Raw genomic sequence first — 17,968 nt, 5'->3', positions numbered from 1 at the left:
CGGCGTGTACCGAACATGGTGTCCTCGACAGTGATGATCGGCGCGGACCCGATGGCCTCGGAGCAGGACGGCTTCGAGGCCTTCTACCGGGCGAACGCCGACCGGATCTACCGGGCGCTCGCGGTCACCCTGCGCCGGGACGAGCTGGCCGCGGACGCCGTGGCCGAGGCGATGGCCCGTGCCTACGCCCGCTGGCCCACGGTCAGCCGCCTCGACAATCCGGCCGGATGGGTTTTCCGGGTCGCCCTCAACTGGGCCACCTCCTGGTGGCGCAAGGTGCGCCGGGAGCGTCCACCGGCCGACGACTCCGCCCATCCGCACCTGTGGCCGCCGGAGATCACTGTCGCTCGCGACGCGCTGGCCAAGCTCCCCGAGCCGCAGCGCGCCGTGATCACCTGCCGGGTGCTGCTCGACCTCTCCACCGCCGACACGGCCGCCGCCCTGCGGATCAGCGAGGGCACCGTGAAGAGCCGTCTCGCCCGCGGGCTGGCCGCCCTCCGGCACGAGCTGAACAGCGAGGACTGACCGATGGAGAGGATCCCGCAGGACCTGGCCGAGATGGTCCGGGCGGCGGCCCGGAGCGCACCGGGATATCCGGGTGACCTCGCCGACGTCCACCGCCGGGCCGGCCGGCGCCGCAACCGGCAGGCGGCGGTCTCGGCGGCCGCGGTGCTGGTGGTGCTGGCCGGTGGCGGCGCCGGAGTGGCGGCCTGGCGCGCCCCGGCGGCGCCGCCGGAGCTGCCGGCCGCCACCGCCGAGCCGGCGCCCACCGTCGATCCGGTGGCGACGCCGCCGGCCCAGGCGCTGATCCTCGACGACGCGGCCGGTCGCTACCACGTGCCGGGTGGCGCCGAGGTCGAGATCGGCCGTGACCGGCAGGCCGGTGAGCTGCGACCGGACGGCGTCCTGGTGGGGCACCCGGTCGTCGGCGCCCCGAACTGGACGAAGGTGGTGCCGCTGCCGGACGGCGGCATCGTCGCGTTCAGCTCGTACGACACCAAGTCGGCCGTCGATCGTTCCGACCGGCCGGACGCAGCCGGGCTCGAGTACCGGCTGGTGGTGACCGGCCCGGACGGGAGGGCCCGGATCCAGCGAGACATCCGGCGCAGGAACGAGCAGGTCACGCTGCTCACGGCGGACGCCACCACGGCGTACCTCTGGCGGCCGGCGGGCCTGTTCGCCCACGATCTGGCCACCGGGACGGAGCGGACCGTCGTCAAGGAGCCGATGATCAACCTCGGCAAGGTCTTCGGCGGGCTCCGCCACAGCGACCTGTCCGCCGGCCGGCTGGCGATGGCCTCGACGGACGACGAGTGCCTGCCCCTGGTCATCGACGTGGCGACCGGCCGTCCGGTGTCACGGATCCCGCTGGGCAAGAGCGACTGCTTCGCCGTGAATCGGATACGCCTCTCCCCGGACGGGACCATGCTCGCCGTCGCCTACCAGTACAAGAGCACCGGCCGGACACTGCCCGCCGCGGTCGCCCTGATCCGGCTCTCCGACGGCGCGGTGATGGCCCGGCGCGACCGGATCGGCATGGTCGACGGGGTGTCCCTGGCGGTGTCGCTGGCCTGGCAGGACGACCACACGCTGCGGGGCGCCGAGTACCCGGTCGCGGCCGGGGGGGTCAGCGAGGTGAATGGTTTCATTCTGACCGCCAGGTAACCTTCCAATTTGCCTGCTTCGATCGGTACTGTGCGGCGATGGCCCTCCTGTCCGCGCTCGACCGTGAGCACACCATCGCCCCTGAGGGGTACAGTCGCTGGCTCATCCCGCCGGCGGCGCTGGCCGTGCACCTGTGCATCGGCCAGGCCTACGCCACCAGCGTCTACAAGAACTCCCTGGTTCAGCATTTCGGCGCCAGCCAGACGGCGATCGGGGTGGTCTTCAGCATCGCGATCGTCATGCTGGGCCTCTCGGCCGCGGTCGGCGGCACCTGGGTGGAGCGCAGCGGACCGCGCAAGGCGATGTTCGTCTCCGCCTCGTTCTGGGCCACCGGCTTCCTGGTCGGCGCGCTCGGCATCGCCACCGGCCAGCTCTGGCTGCTCTATCTGGGTTACGGGGTGCTCGGCGGGATCGGCCTGGGCATCGGCTACATCTCGCCGGTGTCCACCCTGATCAAGTGGTTCCCGGACCGGCCGGGCCTGGCCACCGGCCTGGCGATCATGGGGTTCGGCGGGGGCGCGATGATCGCCGGTCCGGCCTCCCGGCAGTTGCTGTCCTTCTACGACGACGGCTACAACCCGGCGGTGGCCACCTCGGTCGCCGACGGGGACGCGCTGACCGCCCTGTTCCTCACCCTGGGCGTCGCCTACTTCGTGATCATGATGTTCGGCGTGTTCAACATCCGGGTGCCGCGGCCGGGCTGGCGTCCGGACGGGTGGGACCCCTCGGCCGTACGGGAGAAGCCGCTCGTCACCACCGCCGACGTCTCCGCCGCGAACGCGATCCGGACCCGTTCGTTCTGGCTGCTCTGGATCGTGCTGTTCTGCAACGTGACGGCCGGCATCGGCATCCTGGAGCAGGCCAGCCCGATGATCCAGGACTTCTTCCGGGAGTCCGGCGGCGTCTCGACGGTCGCGGTCTCCGCGGCGGCCGGGTTCGTCGGCCTGCTGTCGCTGTTCAACATGGCCGGCCGGTTCGTCTGGTCGTCGACCTCCGACCTGATCGGCCGCAAACCGATCTACATGGTCTACCTGGGCGTCGGCATGGTGCTCTACGCGGCGCTGGCCTTCGCCGGTCACCTCGCGACCGCGCTGTTCGTGCTGCTGGCCGGGGTGATCCTGTCGTTCTACGGCGGTGGGTTCGCGACCGTGCCGGCCTACCTGCGGGACCTGTTCGGGACCTACCAGGTGGGCGCGATCCACGGGCGGCTGCTGACCGCGTGGTCGGCGGCCGGGGTGGCCGGTCCGCTGATCATCAACGGGTTCCTCGACGCGCAGGGCAAACCGGGCACGCTGACCGCGGACGCCTACCGGCCGGCCCTGTTCACCATGGTCGGGGTGCTGGCCGTCGGATTCGTCGCCAACCTGCTGATCCGGCCGGTGCCGGAGCACCTGCACGAGCCGGCCGCGCAGAGCCGGAAGGAGGTGGCGGCGTGAAGAACCACAGCGTGCGGCTCGCTCTCTCCTGGGCCCTGGTGGTCGTGCTCCTCGGCTACGGGGTCGTCCAGACCCTGATCACTGCTGCGAAACTCTTCCAGTAGTGCTCTCCCGGATGATCAGGCGGTGCGGAGCGCGTACCTCCAAGCCGTCCGGAGGGGTCGCGCTGCCGATGCGCAGCAGCAACCTCTCCACCGCGGTCGTCGCGATCATCTCCTTGTCGGGCGAGATGGTGGTGACCGTCGGGTTGGAGAAGCGCCCGTCCTCGATGTCGTCGTAACCGATCACCGCGACGTCCTCGGGGACGCGCAGCCCGCGCGACACGATGGTCCGGATGGCGCCGAGCGCGACCAGGTCGGAGTAGCAGAAGACGGCGTCCGGTGGCTCCGGCAGATCCAGCAGGTGAGCCATGGCCCGGGCGCCGTCCGGCCGGTTGAACCGCGGCGTGCTGATGATCAGCTCCTCGTGCGGGGTGAGCCCGCGCGCCGCGTGCGCCTCGCGGAAGCCCTGGGTCCGCCGTTGCGCCGCCTCACCGGTGGCGTAGGGCTGGTCACCGATCGCCGCGACCCGCTGCCGGCCCAGGGCGAGCAGGTGCTCGGTGGCCTCCCGGGAGGCCGCGACGTCGTCTATCCCGATGTGGTCGAAGCTGCCGTCGCTGGACCGCTCGCCGAGGATCACCAGCGGCAGCGTCGGATCGCGGTCGGTGAGCGCCTGCTGGTCGAGGCCGAGCGGGCTGAAGATGACGCCGTCGAAGAGCAGCCGCCGCGAGCCGTGCGCGATGAACGCGCGCTCGTGCTCGGGGTCGCCGTCGGTCTGGTCGATCAAAACGTTATAGCCGCGGACCCGCGCCGCACGGATCACGCTCTGCAACAACTCGGAGAAGTACGGGGTGTCCAGATACGGCACGACGACCGCGATCTGCCCCGACCGTCCCTGCGCGAGGTTGCGCGCGAGGACGTTCGGACGGTATCCGAGTTGTTCCACCGCGCGCTGAACGCGCTCTCTCGTGTGGTCCGTGACGTTGGCGTAGCCGTTCACCACGTTGGAGACGGTTCGGCTGGAGACGCCGGCCAACTCCGCGACGTCACGCAGAGTGACTTCTCGACGCATTCTTGCCCCCTCTGACCGCCCCAAGTTTCCGGCAGGTTACCCCTTGCCGTCGTTCAGGGTGCCGTGCATGCTTTGCTTTGCAGCGCTGCAAAAGCGTAGCAACATCGCTCGACCAGCAGTGAAGACTGATCGGGCGTGCGAGGTCTGGCCTAACGGCCGACCCCCGGTGTGCCAGCACCGGAGGTCGGCTCTCTGAGCCCTGCACGGGTCTCAGAACTGATCAACTGGATACGCATCTACTCGTCTGTGAGGACCCAGTGAACATCGGCAACTTTAGTGCACGGAGAGTCAGTCGGCGATCAGTTGTGGCGGCGGTCGCGGCCACGGCCCTCGCGCTGACCGGTTGCAGCAGCGGCGGCGACGACAAGCCGGCCGAGAAGCCCACCGGCACCGTCACCGTCAAGGTGTGGGCCTGGTACCCGGAGTTCAAGGCGGTCGTCGACCAGTTCAACGCGACCCACACCGACGTCAAGATCGAGTGGACGAACGCGGGCACCGGCCAGGACCAGTACACCAAGCTGCAGACCGCGCTGAAGGCCGGCAAGGGCGCGCCCGACGTGGTGATGCTGGAGTTGCAGGAGATCCCCACATTCGCGCTCACCAAGCACCTGGTCGACCTCGGCAAGTACGGCGCCAACGACGTCAAGGGCGACTACGCCGGCTGGGCGTGGAGCCAGGTCAGCTCCGGTGACCAGGTCTACGCGATCCCGGTCGACGCCGGCCCGATGGCGATGATGTACCGCGACGACATCTTCAAGAAGTACAACCTGACCGTCCCCACCACCTGGGACGAGTACAAGGCGCAGGCGGAGAAGCTGAAGACCGCCTCCGGTGGCAAGAGCTTCATGACCGACTTCGGCGCCAACGACGGCGGCTTCATGACCGGTCTGTTCTGGCAGGCCGGGGCCAAGCCCTATGCGTACGACATCGCCAACCCGAGCAGCATCGGCGTGAACGTCAACAGCGCCGAGGCCAAGAAGGTGTTCGAGTACTGGGAGGGCATGGTCGGCAACGGCCTGGCCGACACCACCGCCTTCCACACCACCGACTTCTACAACGGCCTCGGCTCGGAGAAGTACGCCACCTACCTCGCGGCCGGCTGGGGCCCCGGTTACATCCAGGCCAATGCGGGCGGCGCGGCCGGCAAGTGGAAGGTCGCCCCGCTGCCGCAGTGGACCGCCGGCGCCAACGCCCAGGGCGACTGGGGTGGCTCCTCGTTCGCCGTGACCGACCAGGCGAAGTACCCGGACATCGCGGCCAAGGTCGCCATCGAGATCTTCGGCGCCAAGAACTCCGAGGCCTGGAAGATCGGCATCGACAAGGCGTTCCTCTTCCCGACCGTGACCCCGGTCCTGGAGGCGGACACCTTCACCGGCAAGACCTACGACTTCTTCGGCGGCCAGAAGGTCAACGAGGTCTTCGTGCCGGCCTACAGCGCGATCGGTGAGCTCGACTGGAGCCCGTTCAACAGCTACAACTTCAACCAGCTGACCACCAACCTGGGCCAGGCGATCGAGAAGAAGACCTCCTGGACGGCGGCGCTGGACACCGCGCAGGAGAACATCAAGACCTACGCCACCCAGCAGGGCTTCAAGGTTCAGTAATGACCGAGGTCCAGACTTCCCCCACGGCCGCTCCGGCGGCCGTGGGCCCCTCGGGTGGAACCGCCGGCACCCGGCGCGCCGCGCGGCTGAAAGAGGCGGCCACCGGCTGGCTCTTCGTCCTGCCGTTCGCGGTGCTGCTGATCGCCTTCCTGCTGCTTCCGATGGCCTACGCCTTCAAGATCAGCCTGTACCGCTCCACCCTGATCGAGGGTGAGGTCTTCGCCTGGTTCGACAACTACAAACAGGCGATCGACGACCCGCTGGTACGCGAGGGCGTGGTCCGGGTCCTGGTCTTCGGCCTGATCCAGACCCCGGTGATGATCGTTCTCGCGCTGGTCGCGGCCTTGCTGATCGACGCCGCCACCTCGCGGTTCTCCCGGTTCTTCCGGCTGGCGGCGTTCGTCCCCTATGCCGTGCCGGTGGTCATCGGCACCCTGATGTGGGGCTTCCTCTACAGCGACAGCGTCGGGCCCTTCGCCTGGACCGGCATCGACTTCACCTCCACCGGCACCGTGCTGGCGTCGCTGGGCAACATCGTCACCTGGCAGTGGGCCGGCTACAACATGATCGTCCTGTACGCGGCGCTGCAAGGCCTGCCACGGGAGACCTACGAGTCGGCCCGCATCGACGGCGCGAGCGAGGTGCAGATCGCCTTGCGGATCAAGACCCCGATGATCGGTTCCGCGCTGGTCCTGGCGACCCTCTTCACCATCATGGGCACGCTGCAGTTCTTCACCGAACCGCTGATCCTGCAGCCCCTCAACCCGGGCGCGATCACCACGCACTACACGCCCAACATCTACGCGTACCAGCAGGCGTTCTCGTTCCAGCAGTACAACTACTCGGCGGCGATCTCGTTCCTGCTCGGCGCGGTGGTGTTCGTCGGGTCGTACATCTTCCTCTTCGCCACCCGGAAACGGAGCGCGCTGCAATGAACCTGAAGAAAGGCAGCGTCGCCGCTCACGTCGTCATGGGCCTGATGGCGATCTACTTCCTGTTGCCGTTCTGGTGGCTGCTGGTGGCCGCGACCAAGAACAACGAGGGGCTCTTCCAGTCGGCCTCGCTCTGGTTCTCCGACTTCCACCTGATCGACAACCTGAAGGTGCTGTTCGAGCAGGACAACGGGGTCTATGTCACCTGGCTGCGCAACTCGGCTTTCTACGCGGTGGTCAGCGGCATCGGATCGACCGTCATCTCGGCGCTGGCCGGCTACGCCTTCGCGAAACTGCGCTTTCCCGGCCGTAACGCCCTGTTCGCGCTGCTCCTCGGACTGATCATGGTGCCGGCGACCGCCCTGGTGCTGCCGACCTACCTGCTGATGTCGCAGGCGAACATGGTCGACACGATCTGGGCGGTGATCCTGCCGTCGCTGCTCAACCCGTTCGGTGTCTACCTGCTGAGGGTCTACGTGGCCGACTCGGTCCCGGAGGAGATGCTCGAGGCGGCCCGGATCGACGGCGCGGGCGAGGTCCGGGTCTTCACCAGCGTGGCCCTGCCCGCCATGAAGCCGGCCCTGGTCACCGTCCTGCTGTTCAGCATGGTCGCGTCCTGGAACAACTTCTTCCTGCCGCTGGTGATGCTGAGCGACGACCAGCTCTATCCGCTCACTGTCGGGCTGCGGGCCTGGTACATGTCCGCGATCATGGGCAACAGCGGAGGCGCCACGTTCAACGTGATCGTGACCGGCGCCCTGATCGCGATCGTCCCCCTGATCGCGGCCTTCCTGATGCTGCAGCGGTACTGGCGCGGCGGCCTGACTCTCGGCTCCGTCAAGTAGCCCGCGCATCTCCTTCTTCTTTCTTCATCAAGGGAACAACCATGCTTCGTGCGCGTGTCGCATTGAATCCGGCTGCCGTCGTGGCGCCCGTCAGCCGCCGTACCTTCGGCTCGTTCGTCGAGCACATGGGCCGCTGCGTCTACACCGGCATCTACGAGCCGGGCCACCCCCTCGCCGACGAGGACGGCTTCCGTACCGACGTGCTGGCCCTCGCCCGCGAGCTGGGCGTCACCATGGTCCGCTACCCGGGCGGCAACTTCGTCTCCGGCTACCGCTGGGAGGACGGTGTCGGCCCCCGCGAGCAGCGGCCCCGCCGTCGTGACCTGGCCTGGCGCAGCATCGAGACCAACGAGGTGGGCATCGACGAGTTCGCCAAGTGGGCGGAGAAGGCCGACGTCGAGATCATGTACGCGGTCAACCTCGGCACCCGTGGCGTGCAGGAGGCGCTCGACGTCCACGAATACGTCAACCATCCGGAGGGGACCGCGCTCTCCGAGCAGCGGCGCGCCAACGGCGCGGAGAAGCCCTACGGCATCAAGATCTGGTGCCTGGGCAACGAGCTGGACGGCCCCTGGCAGACCGGGCACAAGACCCCCGAGGAGTACGGGCTGCTCGCGGCCAGCACGGCGCGGGCGTTGCGCTCGGCCGAGCCCGACCTCGAACTGGTCGCCTGCGGCAGCTCGTCCTCGTCGATGCCGACTTTCGGCACCTGGGAGTCGACGGTGCTGGAGCACGCGTACGACGTGGTCGACTACGTCTCCTGTCACGCGTACTACGAGGAGCACGACGGCGACCTCGGCTCGTTCCTGGCGTCCGCCGTGGACATGGACTTCTTCGTCAACAGCATCGTGGCCACGGCGGACGCGGTCGGCGCGCGTCTCAAGAGCACCAAGAAGATCAACCTGTCCTTCGACGAGTGGAACGTCTGGTACCTGTCCCGCTTCCAGAACGCCCCGCTGCCCGAGGAGTGGAAGGTCGCCCCGCCGGTCATCGAGGACCGCTACAACGTGGCGGACGCGGTCGTGGTCGGCAACCTGCTGATCTCGCTGCTGCGGCACAGCGATCGGGTCACCGCCGCCTGCCAGGCGCAGCTGGTCAACGTGATCGCCCCGATCATGACCGAGCCCGGCGGCCCGGCCTGGAAGCAGACCATCTTCCACCCCTTCGCCAAGACGGCGGCCCTGGCCAAGGGCGACGTGCTGCGCCTGCACATCGACGCCCCGTCCTACGACACGGCCAAGTACGGCACGGCCCCGCTCGTCGACGCGGTCGCCACCCACGACCCGGCCACCGGCGACGTGACCGTGTTCGCGGTCAACCGGGACGTGGCGAACCCGGTCGAGTTCGCCGTCGACCTGACCGCCTTCGGCGCAGACCTGACGGTCGCCGAGTCCTGGACCCTGACCGACGACGACGTCTACGCCTACAACTCCAAGGAGGTGCCGGAGCGGGTCACCCTCCGGTCTCTCGCCGAGGCCGGCGGCGCGATCACCCTCGACGGCGGCGCCGCCACGCTCACCCTGCCCCACGTCTCCTGGACCGCCATCCGCTTCACCCGCTGACGCCCCGGCCGGTCCGGTATGAGCGGCCGCGTCCCGATCCTCCCCGGCTGGTTGCCGGTGCTGTTCCGGCCCCGCCGGGACAGTCCCGGGAACCAGCCGGGATTTCTGTTATCGGGGTGTGGCGAGAACGTCCAGGAAAATAGACCTTAAAGCAGCTTTAAAGGCTCTGTGAGAGCGGTTTCCGGCGAGTGACAATGGCGGCCGTCCCTGACCGTGCCACTCTCGGAGGTCGCACCCCCATGCGCCGTAAACGGAGCCTGATTCTCGCCGCTGTGGCGACGGTCGCTGCGCTCACCACCGCCTGGATCGCCCTGCCCGCCTCGGCCGCTTCGGTCACCGCTTCCCTGCGTACGGTGTCCGACTGGGGTTCCGGCTGGCAGGACGAGGTGACCATCAGCAACGGCGGCACATCCGCCCTGACGTCCTGGAAAGTCGAATTCGATCTGCCCGCGGGTGGTTCGGTAGGTAGTTTCTGGGAGACCGACATGACGGTTTCCTCCAGTCACCGCACATTCACCAACCGTGCCTGGAACGGCGCGATTCCGGTGGGTGGGAGCGTCACGTTCGGATTCGTCGGCGCCGGCCCGCAGCCGGTCAACTGCAAGCTGAACGGCGCGCCGTGCGGCACCGGGGCGACCGCGCCGACGGTGGCCCCCACGACGAGGGTGCCGACCGTGGCGCCGACGACGAAGGCGCCGACGACCGCGCCGACCACTCCCGCGGCGACCGTGCCGACGACGGTCCCGACGACGAAGGCGCCGACCGTCCCGGCGGCCGGTCCCACGCTGCCGTTCACGGTGACCAACCGGACCGGGCGCACCGAGCCGGTCTTCCTCTACGTGCTGGGCGTCAATCTGGACACCGGCAAACTCGGCTATGTCGACGCGTCGGGCGCGTTCACCCCGTGGACCGGTGGCGGGGCGGTGCCGGTGCCCGCGCCGGACGTGGCGATCCCCGGCCCGGCGAACGGCCAGAGCACCACGATCAAGGTGCTGAAGAACATCTCCGGCCGGATCTACTTCTCGTTCGGCAAGAAGCTGGACTTCCGGATCACCACCGACGGGCTGGTGCAGCCGGCTCCGTGGGCGGGCGGCGACCCGAACCGGGACATCCTCTTCGACTGGAGCGAGTTCACCCTGAACGGCTCGGGCCTGTTCCTGAACAGCTCGCAGGTGGACATGTTCGCGATCCCGCACGAGGTCTCGGTGACCGGTGGCAGCGGCGTCGTCACGAAGACCGGCGACCTGGTCGCGAACGGGCGGCAGAAGGTCATCGACGCGGTCCGGGCGAACCCCGACTTCGCGAAGAGCGTGGTCACCCGGTCCGACGGCACGGTGCTGCGGGTCCTCGCCCCGGGCAAGGCGGCCGACGCCGGGCTGATGAGCGCGACCTACCTCGACTCGTACATCACGAGCGCCTGGAACGCGTACACCTCGAAGAATCTGACAGTGGTGCCGTTCGGTGACCGTCCGGAGGTGAGGTACACCGGGCGTACCTCGGGGAACGTCATCAACTTCACCGACACCAGTGGCCGGACCGTGGCGTCCTTCACCAAGCCGTCGACCGCGAACGTCTGGGGCTGTGACGGTGCTCTCGGCGCGCCGAACGATCAGGTGGTCGGGCCGATCGCCCGCACGCTGTGCGCGGCGCTGTGGCGGACCACCCTGGGCCGGATCGACACCCAGCCGGGCGGGACCGCTGCCGACTTCTACACCGGTGGGCCGGCCAACCCGTACGCGAAGTCGATCCACAGCAACATGGCCGACGGCAAGGCGTACGCCTTCGCCTTCGACGACGTGCAGAACCAGGAGTCGCTGGTGCACGACGGGGATCCGCGCGCGGCCGGGATCACGCTGACCGCTTTCTGATCTTCTTCATCGACGAGGCCCGCTCTGTCAAGGGCGGGCCTCGTGCACCATGTGGCACTCGTCACTAGACGTTCATCGAAGTGAATGGGCGGCACACATGCGCAGGTGGCGCCGTTTCCCGGCCGCGCATGATCGTCTGTGGTGTCCTCCGTGACTCCGGGCCGAAGTTTCCTTCCCGTGTCCGGCCGGTTAGCCTCCCCTCAGGTTAGGTAAGGTTTACCTTATTGGAGGCCCCCGTTGGAGCGGTCCGAGTCCCCGCATCTGTTTTCCGGGTCCACCCTGGACAGTTACACGTCCGGTGTGTGGCACGCGTCGGCGCTGCTCGCCGACAGGGTGAAGGCAGTGCGGCAGCCGTACTCCGGCGCAGCCGTCGCCGATCTGCAGGACCAGGTCGACGCCGTCGATCTCGATCGTCCGCTCGGCGACACCGGCGCGGCACTGCACGAAGTCGCCCGGCTCTACCTGGACAACGCCGTCTGGTTCCACGAGCCCACCTACGTCGCTCACCTGAACTGCCCGGTCGCCATCCCCGCGCTCAGCGCCGAGGTGCTGATCTCGGCGGTCAACTCGTCCGTCGACACCTGGGACCAGAGCACCGCGGGCACCCTCATCGAGCGCCGGCTGATCGACTGGACGGCCGGTCGCATCGGCTTCGGCCCAGGCGCCGACGGCATCTTCACCAGCGGCGGCACCCAGTCCAACCTGCAGGCGCTGCTGCTGGCCCGGGAGGAGACCCTCGCGGCCCTCGACGACCGGAGCGCCATCCCGAGGCTGCGGATCTTCGCCACCACGGAGAGCCACTTCAGCGTCAGCAAGTCGGCCGGGATCCTCGGCATGGCCGCCGGCGCGGTGGTCGGCGTCGCCACCGACGGCGCCGGGCGGATGGACACCGCCGCGCTGGCCGCCGCGATCGAGGAGGTCCGCCGTGACGGCGACGTCCCGATGGCCGTGGTCGCCACCGCCGGCACCACCGACCTGGGCCGCATCGACCCGGTCGCCGAGATCGCCGCGATCTGCGAGAGCCAGGGCATCTGGTTCCACGTCGACGCCGCGTACGGCTGCGGCCTGCTCGTCTCGCAGCGCCGCCGGCACCTGCTGGACGGCATCGAGCGGGCCGACTCGGTCACCGTGGACTTCCACAAGAGCTACTTCCAGCCGGTCAGCTCCAGCGCGATAGTGGTGCGCCGGGGCGAGACGATGCGCCGGATCGCGGTGCACGCCGACTACCTGAACCCGCGGGCCGCCACCGTGCCGAACCAGGTCGACAAGAGCCTGCAGACCACCCGCCGTTTCGACGCGCTGAAGCTGTGGATGACCCTGCGGACCATGGGGGCCGAGCAGATCGGCGACATGTTCGACGCGGTCGTCGACCGGGCCCACGACGCCTATCTGCTGATCGGCGACGACCAGGACTTCGAGGCGCTGGCCGCCCCGACGCTCAGCACCGTGCTGTTCCGCTACCGGCCGGCCGGGATGGACGTCGCCGAGTGCGACGAGCTGATGCCGAAGCTGCGGCAGCGGCTGTTCTACGGCGGCCGGGCGATCGTCGCCGGCACCACCGTCGGCGGTCACTACTGGCTCAAGTTCACCCTGCTCAACCCGAACACGACGGTCGGCAACCTGCGGGACGTGCTGGACCTGATCCGGGAGATCGGCCGGGAGATGACCGGCGAGCGTGACGCGGCGACGGCGGTGATGGCCTGATGCGCACCCACGACTTCGTGGCGATCGGGGTCGGCCCGTTCAACCTGGGGCTGGCCGCGCTGACCGAGGACCTGCCCGACGTCGACGGGATCTTCCTGGAGCAGCGGGCGGACTTCGACTGGCACCCGGGCCTGATGCTCGACGGCGTCACGATCCAGGTCCCGTTCCTCGCCGACCTGGTCACCATGGCCGACCCGACGAACCGGTTCTCGTTCCTCAACTACCTCAAGCAGGTGGGCCGGCTCTACCCGTTCTACATCCGGGAGAGCTTCTTCCCGCTGCGCGCCGAGTACAACGAGTACTGCCGGTGGGCGGCCCGGCAGCTGACGTCGATCCGGTGGAACACCCGGGTCGAGACGGTCACCCACGACGGCGAGGCGTACGTCGTGCACACGAACGGCGAGACCTACCGGGCCCGCAAGCTGGTCCTCGGCATCGGCACCGCGCCGCGCGTCCCGGCCGCCGTCGACCAGGGGCCGTACGTGCACAGCGCCGACTACCTGCCGAACAAGGAACGGCTGCAGGGCCTCGACTCGATCACGATCATCGGCAGCGGGCAGAGCGCCGCCGAGATCTACCTCGACCTGCTCGGCGACATCGAGACGTACGGTTACCACCTGAGCTGGATCACCAGGTCGCCGCGGTACTTCCCGATGGAGTACACGAAGCTGACCTTGGAGATGACCTCCCCGGACTACATCCGCTACCACCGGGCGCTGCCGATGGACGTGCGCGACCGGCTCGGCCGGGAGCAGCGCAACCTCTACAAGGGCATCAGCGGTGACCTGGTCGACACGATCTACGAGACGCTGTACGCCAAGAGCCTGACCGGCCCGGTGCCGACCACTCTGCTCACCGGCACCGCGCTGGACGGCGTGATCTGGGACGGCGACCGCTGGACCCTCGCCCTGGAGCACCGGGAGCAGGGCCGCTCGTTCACCGCCACCACCCAGGGCCTGGTGCTGGCCACCGGGTACGCCCCCCGCGTCCCGTCCTTCCTGGACCCGGTCCGCGACCGGATCAACTGGGACGCCCGCGGCCGCTTCGACGTGACCGCGGACTACGCCGTCGACAAGGCCGGCGACGAGGTGTTCGTGCAGAACGCCGCCGAGCACACGCACAGCGTCACCGACCCCGACCTGGGCATGGGCCCGTACCGCAACAGCGTGATCCTCAGGGCGATCACCGGCCGCGAGATCTACCCGGTCGAGGAGTCGATCGCGTTCCAGCAGTTCGGCGTCCCCACCGCCGACATCCCCCGACAGTTGGTGAACCGGTGAGACTCGTACCCCTGGATCTTGATCGTGATCTCGATCTGCTGCACGGCTGGGTGACCCATCCGCGGTCGCACTACTGGGGCCTGCAGGGCGCCACCCCGGAACGGGTCCGCGAGGAGTATCAGAAGATCGCCGGCAACCCGCACCACCACGCGTGGCTCGGGCTCGACGACGACGACGTCCCGCTCTTCCTGGCCGAGACCTACGATCCGGCGCACAGCGAGCTGGCCTCGCACTACGACGTGCGGCCCGGCGACATCGGCATGCACGTGCTGGTCGCGCCGCCGACCCGGCAGCGATCCGGGGTCACCTCCGCGGTGATGCGGGCCGTGATGGACTTCTGCTTCGCCGACTCCCGCATCGAGCGGGTCGTGGTCGAGCCGGACGTCCGCAACGAGGCCATCCACCGCAAGAACGCCGAGGTCGGCTTCGTGGTGGACCGCGACGTGCCACTGCACGGCAAGACCGGCCGGCTCAGCTTCTGCACGCGGACGGCGTACGCCATGAGCGTCCCGCACCTGCGGCCGGAGGCCATCGCGTTCGCCCATCGCCGGCTGATCGCGAAGGCCCTCGCCGAGTTCAGCCACGAGCGCCTGATCGCGCCGGTCGCGCTGGGCGACGACCGGTTCGAGTTCGGCGCGCACACCTTCACCGCCAAGCGCTACCCGCTCGAGCACTGGGTGATCGACCCGGAGTCGCTCGACGGGCCGCTCGACGCGCTCGACTTCATCGCCGGCTTGCGCGAGACGCTCGGCATCCCGGAGAAGCTGCTCGGCACCTACCTCGAGGAGATCTCGGCGACGCTGGCCGGGACCGCCTGGAAGTACGCGCACCGCCGGGAGACCGCCGACGACCTGGTGCACGCGACCTTCCAGACCATCGAGGCCGCGATGACCGAGGGCCACCCCGGATTCGTGGCCAACAACGGGCGGATCGGTTACGGTCTGGGCGACCACGAGGCCTATGCGCCGGAGGCCGGGCAGCCGGTCCGGTTGCGGTGGGTGGCGATCCTCAAGTCGGAGAGCGTCTTCGTGTACGACGGCGACGAGCGCACGCACTACCAGGAGGAGCTCGGCCCGCTCCTGGAACACTTCGAGCAGCAGCTCCGAGGGCACGGACTGGACCCGGCCGACTACCGCTACCTGCCGGTGCACCCGTGGCAGTGGGAGCACAAGGTCACCGTCACGTTCGCGCCCGACGTGGCCCGCCGGGCGATCGTCCCGCTCGACGCCGGCCCGGACCGTTATCGGGCACAGCAGTCGATCCGGACGTTCTTCAACATCGACCGGCCGGAACGCCACTACGTGAAGACCGCGATCGCCGTGCAGAACATGGGCTTCCTGCGCGGGCTGTCACCCAGGTACATGCGAGCCACGCCGCCGATCAACGACTGGGTCGCGTCGGTCGTCGAGGGAGACGAGGAACTGCGTGCCTGCGGGTTTCAGGTGCTCCGTGAGCTGGCGTCGATCGGGTACACCGGGGACGCCTATCACCGGACCGGGACGGCCGGCGCGTACACCAAGATGCTCGCCGCCCTCTGGCGCGAAAGCCCGGTCCCGCGCATCGGTGCGGACGAACGGCTCGCCACGATGGCCAGCCTCCTGCACCGCGACCGCGACGGGAACTCGCTGGCCGCCGCCCTGATCCGGGAATCGGGCGTGACGCCGGCCACCTGGGTGACGACCTACCTGCGCGCCTACCTGCGGCCGATCATGCACTGCCTGCTCAAGCACGACCTGGCGTTCATGCCGCACGGCGAGAACCTGATCCTCGTGCTGGCGAACCACGTGCCGACCCGGGTGTTCATGAAGGACATCGGCGAGGAGGTCGCGGTGTTGAACGACCAGCCACTGCCGCCCGAGGTGGAGCGGATCCGGGCCGAGGTCACCGACGAGGTCAAGGAACTGGCGATCTTCACCGACGTGTTCGACGGCTTCCTGCGGCACCTCGCCGGGATCCTCGACAGCGACGGGGTGCTCAGCGCCGCCGACTTCTGGGCGCTCGCCGGCGACTGCGTCCGCGAGCACGCCAAGGACCACCCGGCCCTGGCCGGCCGCCTCGACCTGCTCCGGCCGACCTTCGCGCACTCCTGCCTGAACCGGCTCCAGCTGCGCAACACGCTCCAGATGGTCGACCTCACCGACCAGGCCGGCTCGCTGATCTTCGCCGGTGAGCTGGAGAACCCGATCGCCGCATGAAGCTCTACCGCGATGATCACGGCATCCCGCACCTGCGAGCCGGCTCGGTCCTCGACCTGGCCTGGCTCCAGGGGCGGGTGACCGCAACCGATCGGGGCCGTCAGATCACCGTCGAGCGGCTCCGGTCGGAGGGGCGGCTCGCGTCCGTCGCCGGGGCCGCCGAGGTGGGCTGGGACCGGTTCGCCCGCCGGGCCCGGCTCGACGACACCGCGCAGCGGTCATTCGCCACACTGGACATCTCGACCCAGCGCTGGCTGGAGGCCTACACGGACGGTGTCCGCGCTGGTGGCATCGAATGGCACCCGTGGTCGTCGCTCGGTGTTTTTCAGGTACAGCACATTCTGTTCGGGACGTTCGGCAACAAGATGTGGCGGGCGCACGTCGAGCGGACCCTCGGGCCGCACGCCCTGTCCTGGTTCGCGATCGAGGGGCCGGGCGGCTCCGGCAGCAACGCCTGGACCGTCCCGGGGCAGATCGCCGGCGACCCGCACCGGCTCCTCGAACTGCCCGGCGTCTACCAGCAGATCCGCCTCGCCTGCCCGGACTTCGACGTGGCCGGGCTCACCTTCCCCGGCGTCCCCGGGGTGCAGCACTTCGGGCACGCCGGGTCGGTGGCCTGGGCCATCACCAACGCGATGGCCGATTACCAGGACCTCTACATCGAAGAGCTGCGCGAGGCCGGCGGTGTGCTCCAGGCCCGCGGCGCGACCGGCTGGGAGCCGGTGGCCACCCATCAGGAGACGATCGTCGTACGCGATGACGACCCGGTCGTGGTCGACGTCATCGAGACGGCCCGTGGACCGGTCATCGATGGGAACCTGAGTCTGCGTACCCCCGCCCGGTCCGCTTTTGATCTGGGTTTCGACGCGTTGTTGCCACTGCTGCACGCGTCCACCGTGGACGACGTCGCCGACGCCCTGTCCCGCTGGGCCGAACCGGTCAACAGCGTCCTCACCGCCGACTCCACCGGCCGCGCCCTGCAGCTCACCGTCGGCCGGGTGCCGGAGCGCGACGACCGCAACCGGCTCGTCCCGGTGCCCGCGTGGGAGCCGCGACACGACTGGAAACCGGACTGGGCGCCGATGTTCCGCGCCGAGATCACGACCGCTGTCAACGCCAACGACCGGCGGCCGGACACCGCGCCCTACGGGGTGGACTTCGCGCCGCCCGCCCGCGCCCGCCGGATCCGCGAGCTGCTCGACCTCGGTGTGCCGCACGAGCGGATCCACATGGACACCGCGCTGCCGGCCGGCTCGGCCGACGCCGGGCGGCGGATGGCCCGGCAGGCGGCCCGGGCCCGTGCCGTGTGCGAGCGGCCCGAGCTGCGGCCCCTCTTCGAACCGTCGGGGCACGACCCGCTCTTCGCGCCGTGGACCGACCCGCGCGCCCGGATCGGGATCGCCCTCGACGGGGTGCTCGCCGGGCTCGGCCTCGACCTCGACCCGGTTCTCGCCGAACCGCTGCCGGACACTCCCTGGGGCGATCGGCACCTGCTGTATCCGCTGCAACTGCCCGGGCTGAACGCCGTCGTGCCGCAGATCCCGCTCGGCGGATCGGCCGGGTGTGTGCTCAACACGTCCAGCGTGCCCGGGGTCAGTGACCTCTGCTGGCGCGGGCCGGTCGCCCGCTACGTGTGGGACCTCGCCGACCGCGGCCGCAGCCGGTGGGTCGTCCCGTTCGGCGCCTCGGACGACCCCGCGTCACCGCACTTCCTGGACCAGCTGCCGCTCTGGGCTTCCGGGGAGCTCGCGCCACTGGTCACCGACT

Annotated in this window: 13 protein-coding genes and 1 pseudogene; 13 read left to right on the top strand and 1 reads right to left on the bottom strand. The window is 69.4% G+C overall.

Annotated elements, in window-relative coordinates; genetic code table 11:
- Nucleotides 1–15: 15 nt before the first annotated feature.
- Genes BM290_RS32375 through BM290_RS51125 form a run of 4 tightly spaced genes read left to right on the top strand, consistent with a single transcriptional unit; the run spans nucleotide 16 to nucleotide 3,205 of the window.
- Entirely contained in the window at nucleotides 16–525 is a 510-nt protein-coding gene (locus tag BM290_RS32375; RefSeq protein WP_093619733.1) for a sigma-70 family RNA polymerase sigma factor, read from the top strand.
- A 3-nt stretch (nucleotides 526–528) separates the two neighbouring features.
- The gene (locus BM290_RS32370; RefSeq protein WP_093619732.1) at nucleotides 529–1,665 is read left to right on the top strand and encodes a hypothetical protein; all 1,137 of its coding nucleotides are present in this window, start codon (nucleotides 529–531) and stop codon (nucleotides 1,663–1,665) included.
- 38 nt (nucleotides 1,666–1,703) lie between these two features.
- Complete coding sequence (locus tag BM290_RS32365) at nucleotides 1,704–3,101, top strand: OFA family MFS transporter (protein ID WP_093619731.1); 1,398 nt, start codon at nucleotides 1,704–1,706, stop codon at nucleotides 3,099–3,101.
- Nucleotides 3,098–3,205 (top strand): MFS transporter small subunit, encoded by a 108-nt coding sequence (locus BM290_RS51125; protein WP_425319649.1) that lies wholly within the window; start codon nucleotides 3,098–3,100, stop codon nucleotides 3,203–3,205. The genes BM290_RS32365 and BM290_RS51125 overlap by 4 nt, the downstream gene beginning before the upstream one ends.
- On the opposite strand, the gene BM290_RS32360 is transcribed toward BM290_RS51125, so the two are convergent.
- Complete coding sequence (locus tag BM290_RS32360) at nucleotides 3,180–4,211, bottom strand: LacI family DNA-binding transcriptional regulator (protein ID WP_093619730.1); 1,032 nt, start codon at nucleotides 4,209–4,211, stop codon at nucleotides 3,180–3,182. The genes BM290_RS51125 and BM290_RS32360 overlap by 26 nt on opposite strands.
- Before the next feature lie 305 nt (nucleotides 4,212–4,516).
- On the opposite strand from BM290_RS32360, the gene BM290_RS32355 reads away from it, so the two are divergent.
- From BM290_RS32355 to BM290_RS32315, 9 genes and pseudogenes are all read left to right on the top strand, one after another.
- Nucleotides 4,517–5,815 (top strand): ABC transporter substrate-binding protein, encoded by a 1,299-nt coding sequence (locus tag BM290_RS32355; protein WP_177319989.1) that lies wholly within the window; start codon nucleotides 4,517–4,519, stop codon nucleotides 5,813–5,815.
- Nucleotides 5,815–6,750, top strand: coding sequence for a carbohydrate ABC transporter permease (locus BM290_RS32350; RefSeq protein ID WP_093619728.1), 936 nt, complete (start codon nucleotides 5,815–5,817; stop codon nucleotides 6,748–6,750). The genes BM290_RS32355 and BM290_RS32350 overlap by 1 nt, the downstream gene beginning before the upstream one ends.
- A complete protein-coding gene (locus BM290_RS32345; RefSeq protein WP_093619727.1) occupies nucleotides 6,747–7,592 on the top strand; it encodes a carbohydrate ABC transporter permease in 846 nt (281 codons plus the stop codon). Before BM290_RS32350 ends, BM290_RS32345 begins: the two co-directional genes overlap by 4 nt.
- 41 nt (nucleotides 7,593–7,633) lie before the next feature.
- Complete coding sequence (gene arfA, locus BM290_RS32340; protein WP_093619726.1) at nucleotides 7,634–9,154, top strand: arabinosylfuranosidase ArfA; 1,521 nt, start codon at nucleotides 7,634–7,636, stop codon at nucleotides 9,152–9,154.
- A 239-nt stretch (nucleotides 9,155–9,393) separates the two neighbouring features.
- Nucleotides 9,394–11,022, top strand: a complete 1,629-nt coding sequence (locus BM290_RS32335; RefSeq protein WP_093619725.1) for a beta-1,3-glucanase family protein — start codon at nucleotides 9,394–9,396, stop codon at nucleotides 11,020–11,022.
- Nucleotides 11,023–11,259: 237 nt separating this feature from the next.
- The gene (locus tag BM290_RS32330) at nucleotides 11,260–12,726 is read left to right on the top strand and encodes a pyridoxal phosphate-dependent decarboxylase family protein (protein ID WP_203779551.1); all 1,467 of its coding nucleotides are present in this window, start codon (nucleotides 11,260–11,262) and stop codon (nucleotides 12,724–12,726) included.
- Entirely contained in the window at nucleotides 12,726–14,006 is a 1,281-nt protein-coding gene (locus BM290_RS32325) for a lysine N(6)-hydroxylase/L-ornithine N(5)-oxygenase family protein (protein WP_093619724.1), read from the top strand. Before BM290_RS32330 ends, BM290_RS32325 begins: the two co-directional genes overlap by 1 nt.
- A complete protein-coding gene (locus BM290_RS32320; RefSeq protein WP_093619723.1) occupies nucleotides 14,003–16,201 on the top strand; it encodes a GNAT family N-acetyltransferase in 2,199 nt (732 codons plus the stop codon). Before BM290_RS32325 ends, BM290_RS32320 begins: the two co-directional genes overlap by 4 nt.
- Nucleotides 16,198–17,964 (top strand): annotated as a pseudogene (locus BM290_RS32315) (penicillin acylase family protein); the annotation flags it as partial. The gene BM290_RS32320 and the pseudogene BM290_RS32315, both read left to right, overlap by 4 nt.
- Nucleotides 17,965–17,968: the final 4 nt, after the last annotated feature.

It is taken from the genome of Actinoplanes philippinensis (genome assembly GCF_900113015.1).
Classification (GTDB): domain Bacteria; phylum Actinomycetota; class Actinomycetes; order Mycobacteriales; family Micromonosporaceae; genus Actinoplanes; species Actinoplanes philippinensis.
This window is presented reverse-complemented; position numbering and strand designations above follow the sequence as displayed.

Bases quoted from the DNA above. Each gene is read 5' to 3' on its own strand.
- BM290_RS32325 (WP_093619724.1), top strand. From the start codon at position 12,726: ATGCGCACCCACGACTTCGTGGCGATCGGGGTCGGCCCGTTCAACCTG.
- BM290_RS32375 (WP_093619733.1), top strand. From the start codon at position 16: ATGGTGTCCTCGACAGTGATGATCGGCGCGGACCCGATGGCCTCGGAG.
- BM290_RS32370 (WP_093619732.1), top strand. From the start codon at position 529: ATGGAGAGGATCCCGCAGGACCTGGCCGAGATGGTCCGGGCGGCGGCC.
- BM290_RS32360 (WP_093619730.1), bottom strand. From the start codon at position 4,211: ATGCGTCGAGAAGTCACTCTGCGTGACGTCGCGGAGTTGGCCGGCGTC.
- BM290_RS32350 (WP_093619728.1), top strand. From the start codon at position 5,815: ATGACCGAGGTCCAGACTTCCCCCACGGCCGCTCCGGCGGCCGTGGGC.
- BM290_RS32345 (WP_093619727.1), top strand. From the start codon at position 6,747: ATGAACCTGAAGAAAGGCAGCGTCGCCGCTCACGTCGTCATGGGCCTG.
- BM290_RS32365 (WP_093619731.1), top strand. From the start codon at position 1,704: ATGGCCCTCCTGTCCGCGCTCGACCGTGAGCACACCATCGCCCCTGAG.
- BM290_RS32335 (WP_093619725.1), top strand. From the start codon at position 9,394: ATGCGCCGTAAACGGAGCCTGATTCTCGCCGCTGTGGCGACGGTCGCT.
- arfA (WP_093619726.1), top strand. From the start codon at position 7,634: ATGCTTCGTGCGCGTGTCGCATTGAATCCGGCTGCCGTCGTGGCGCCC.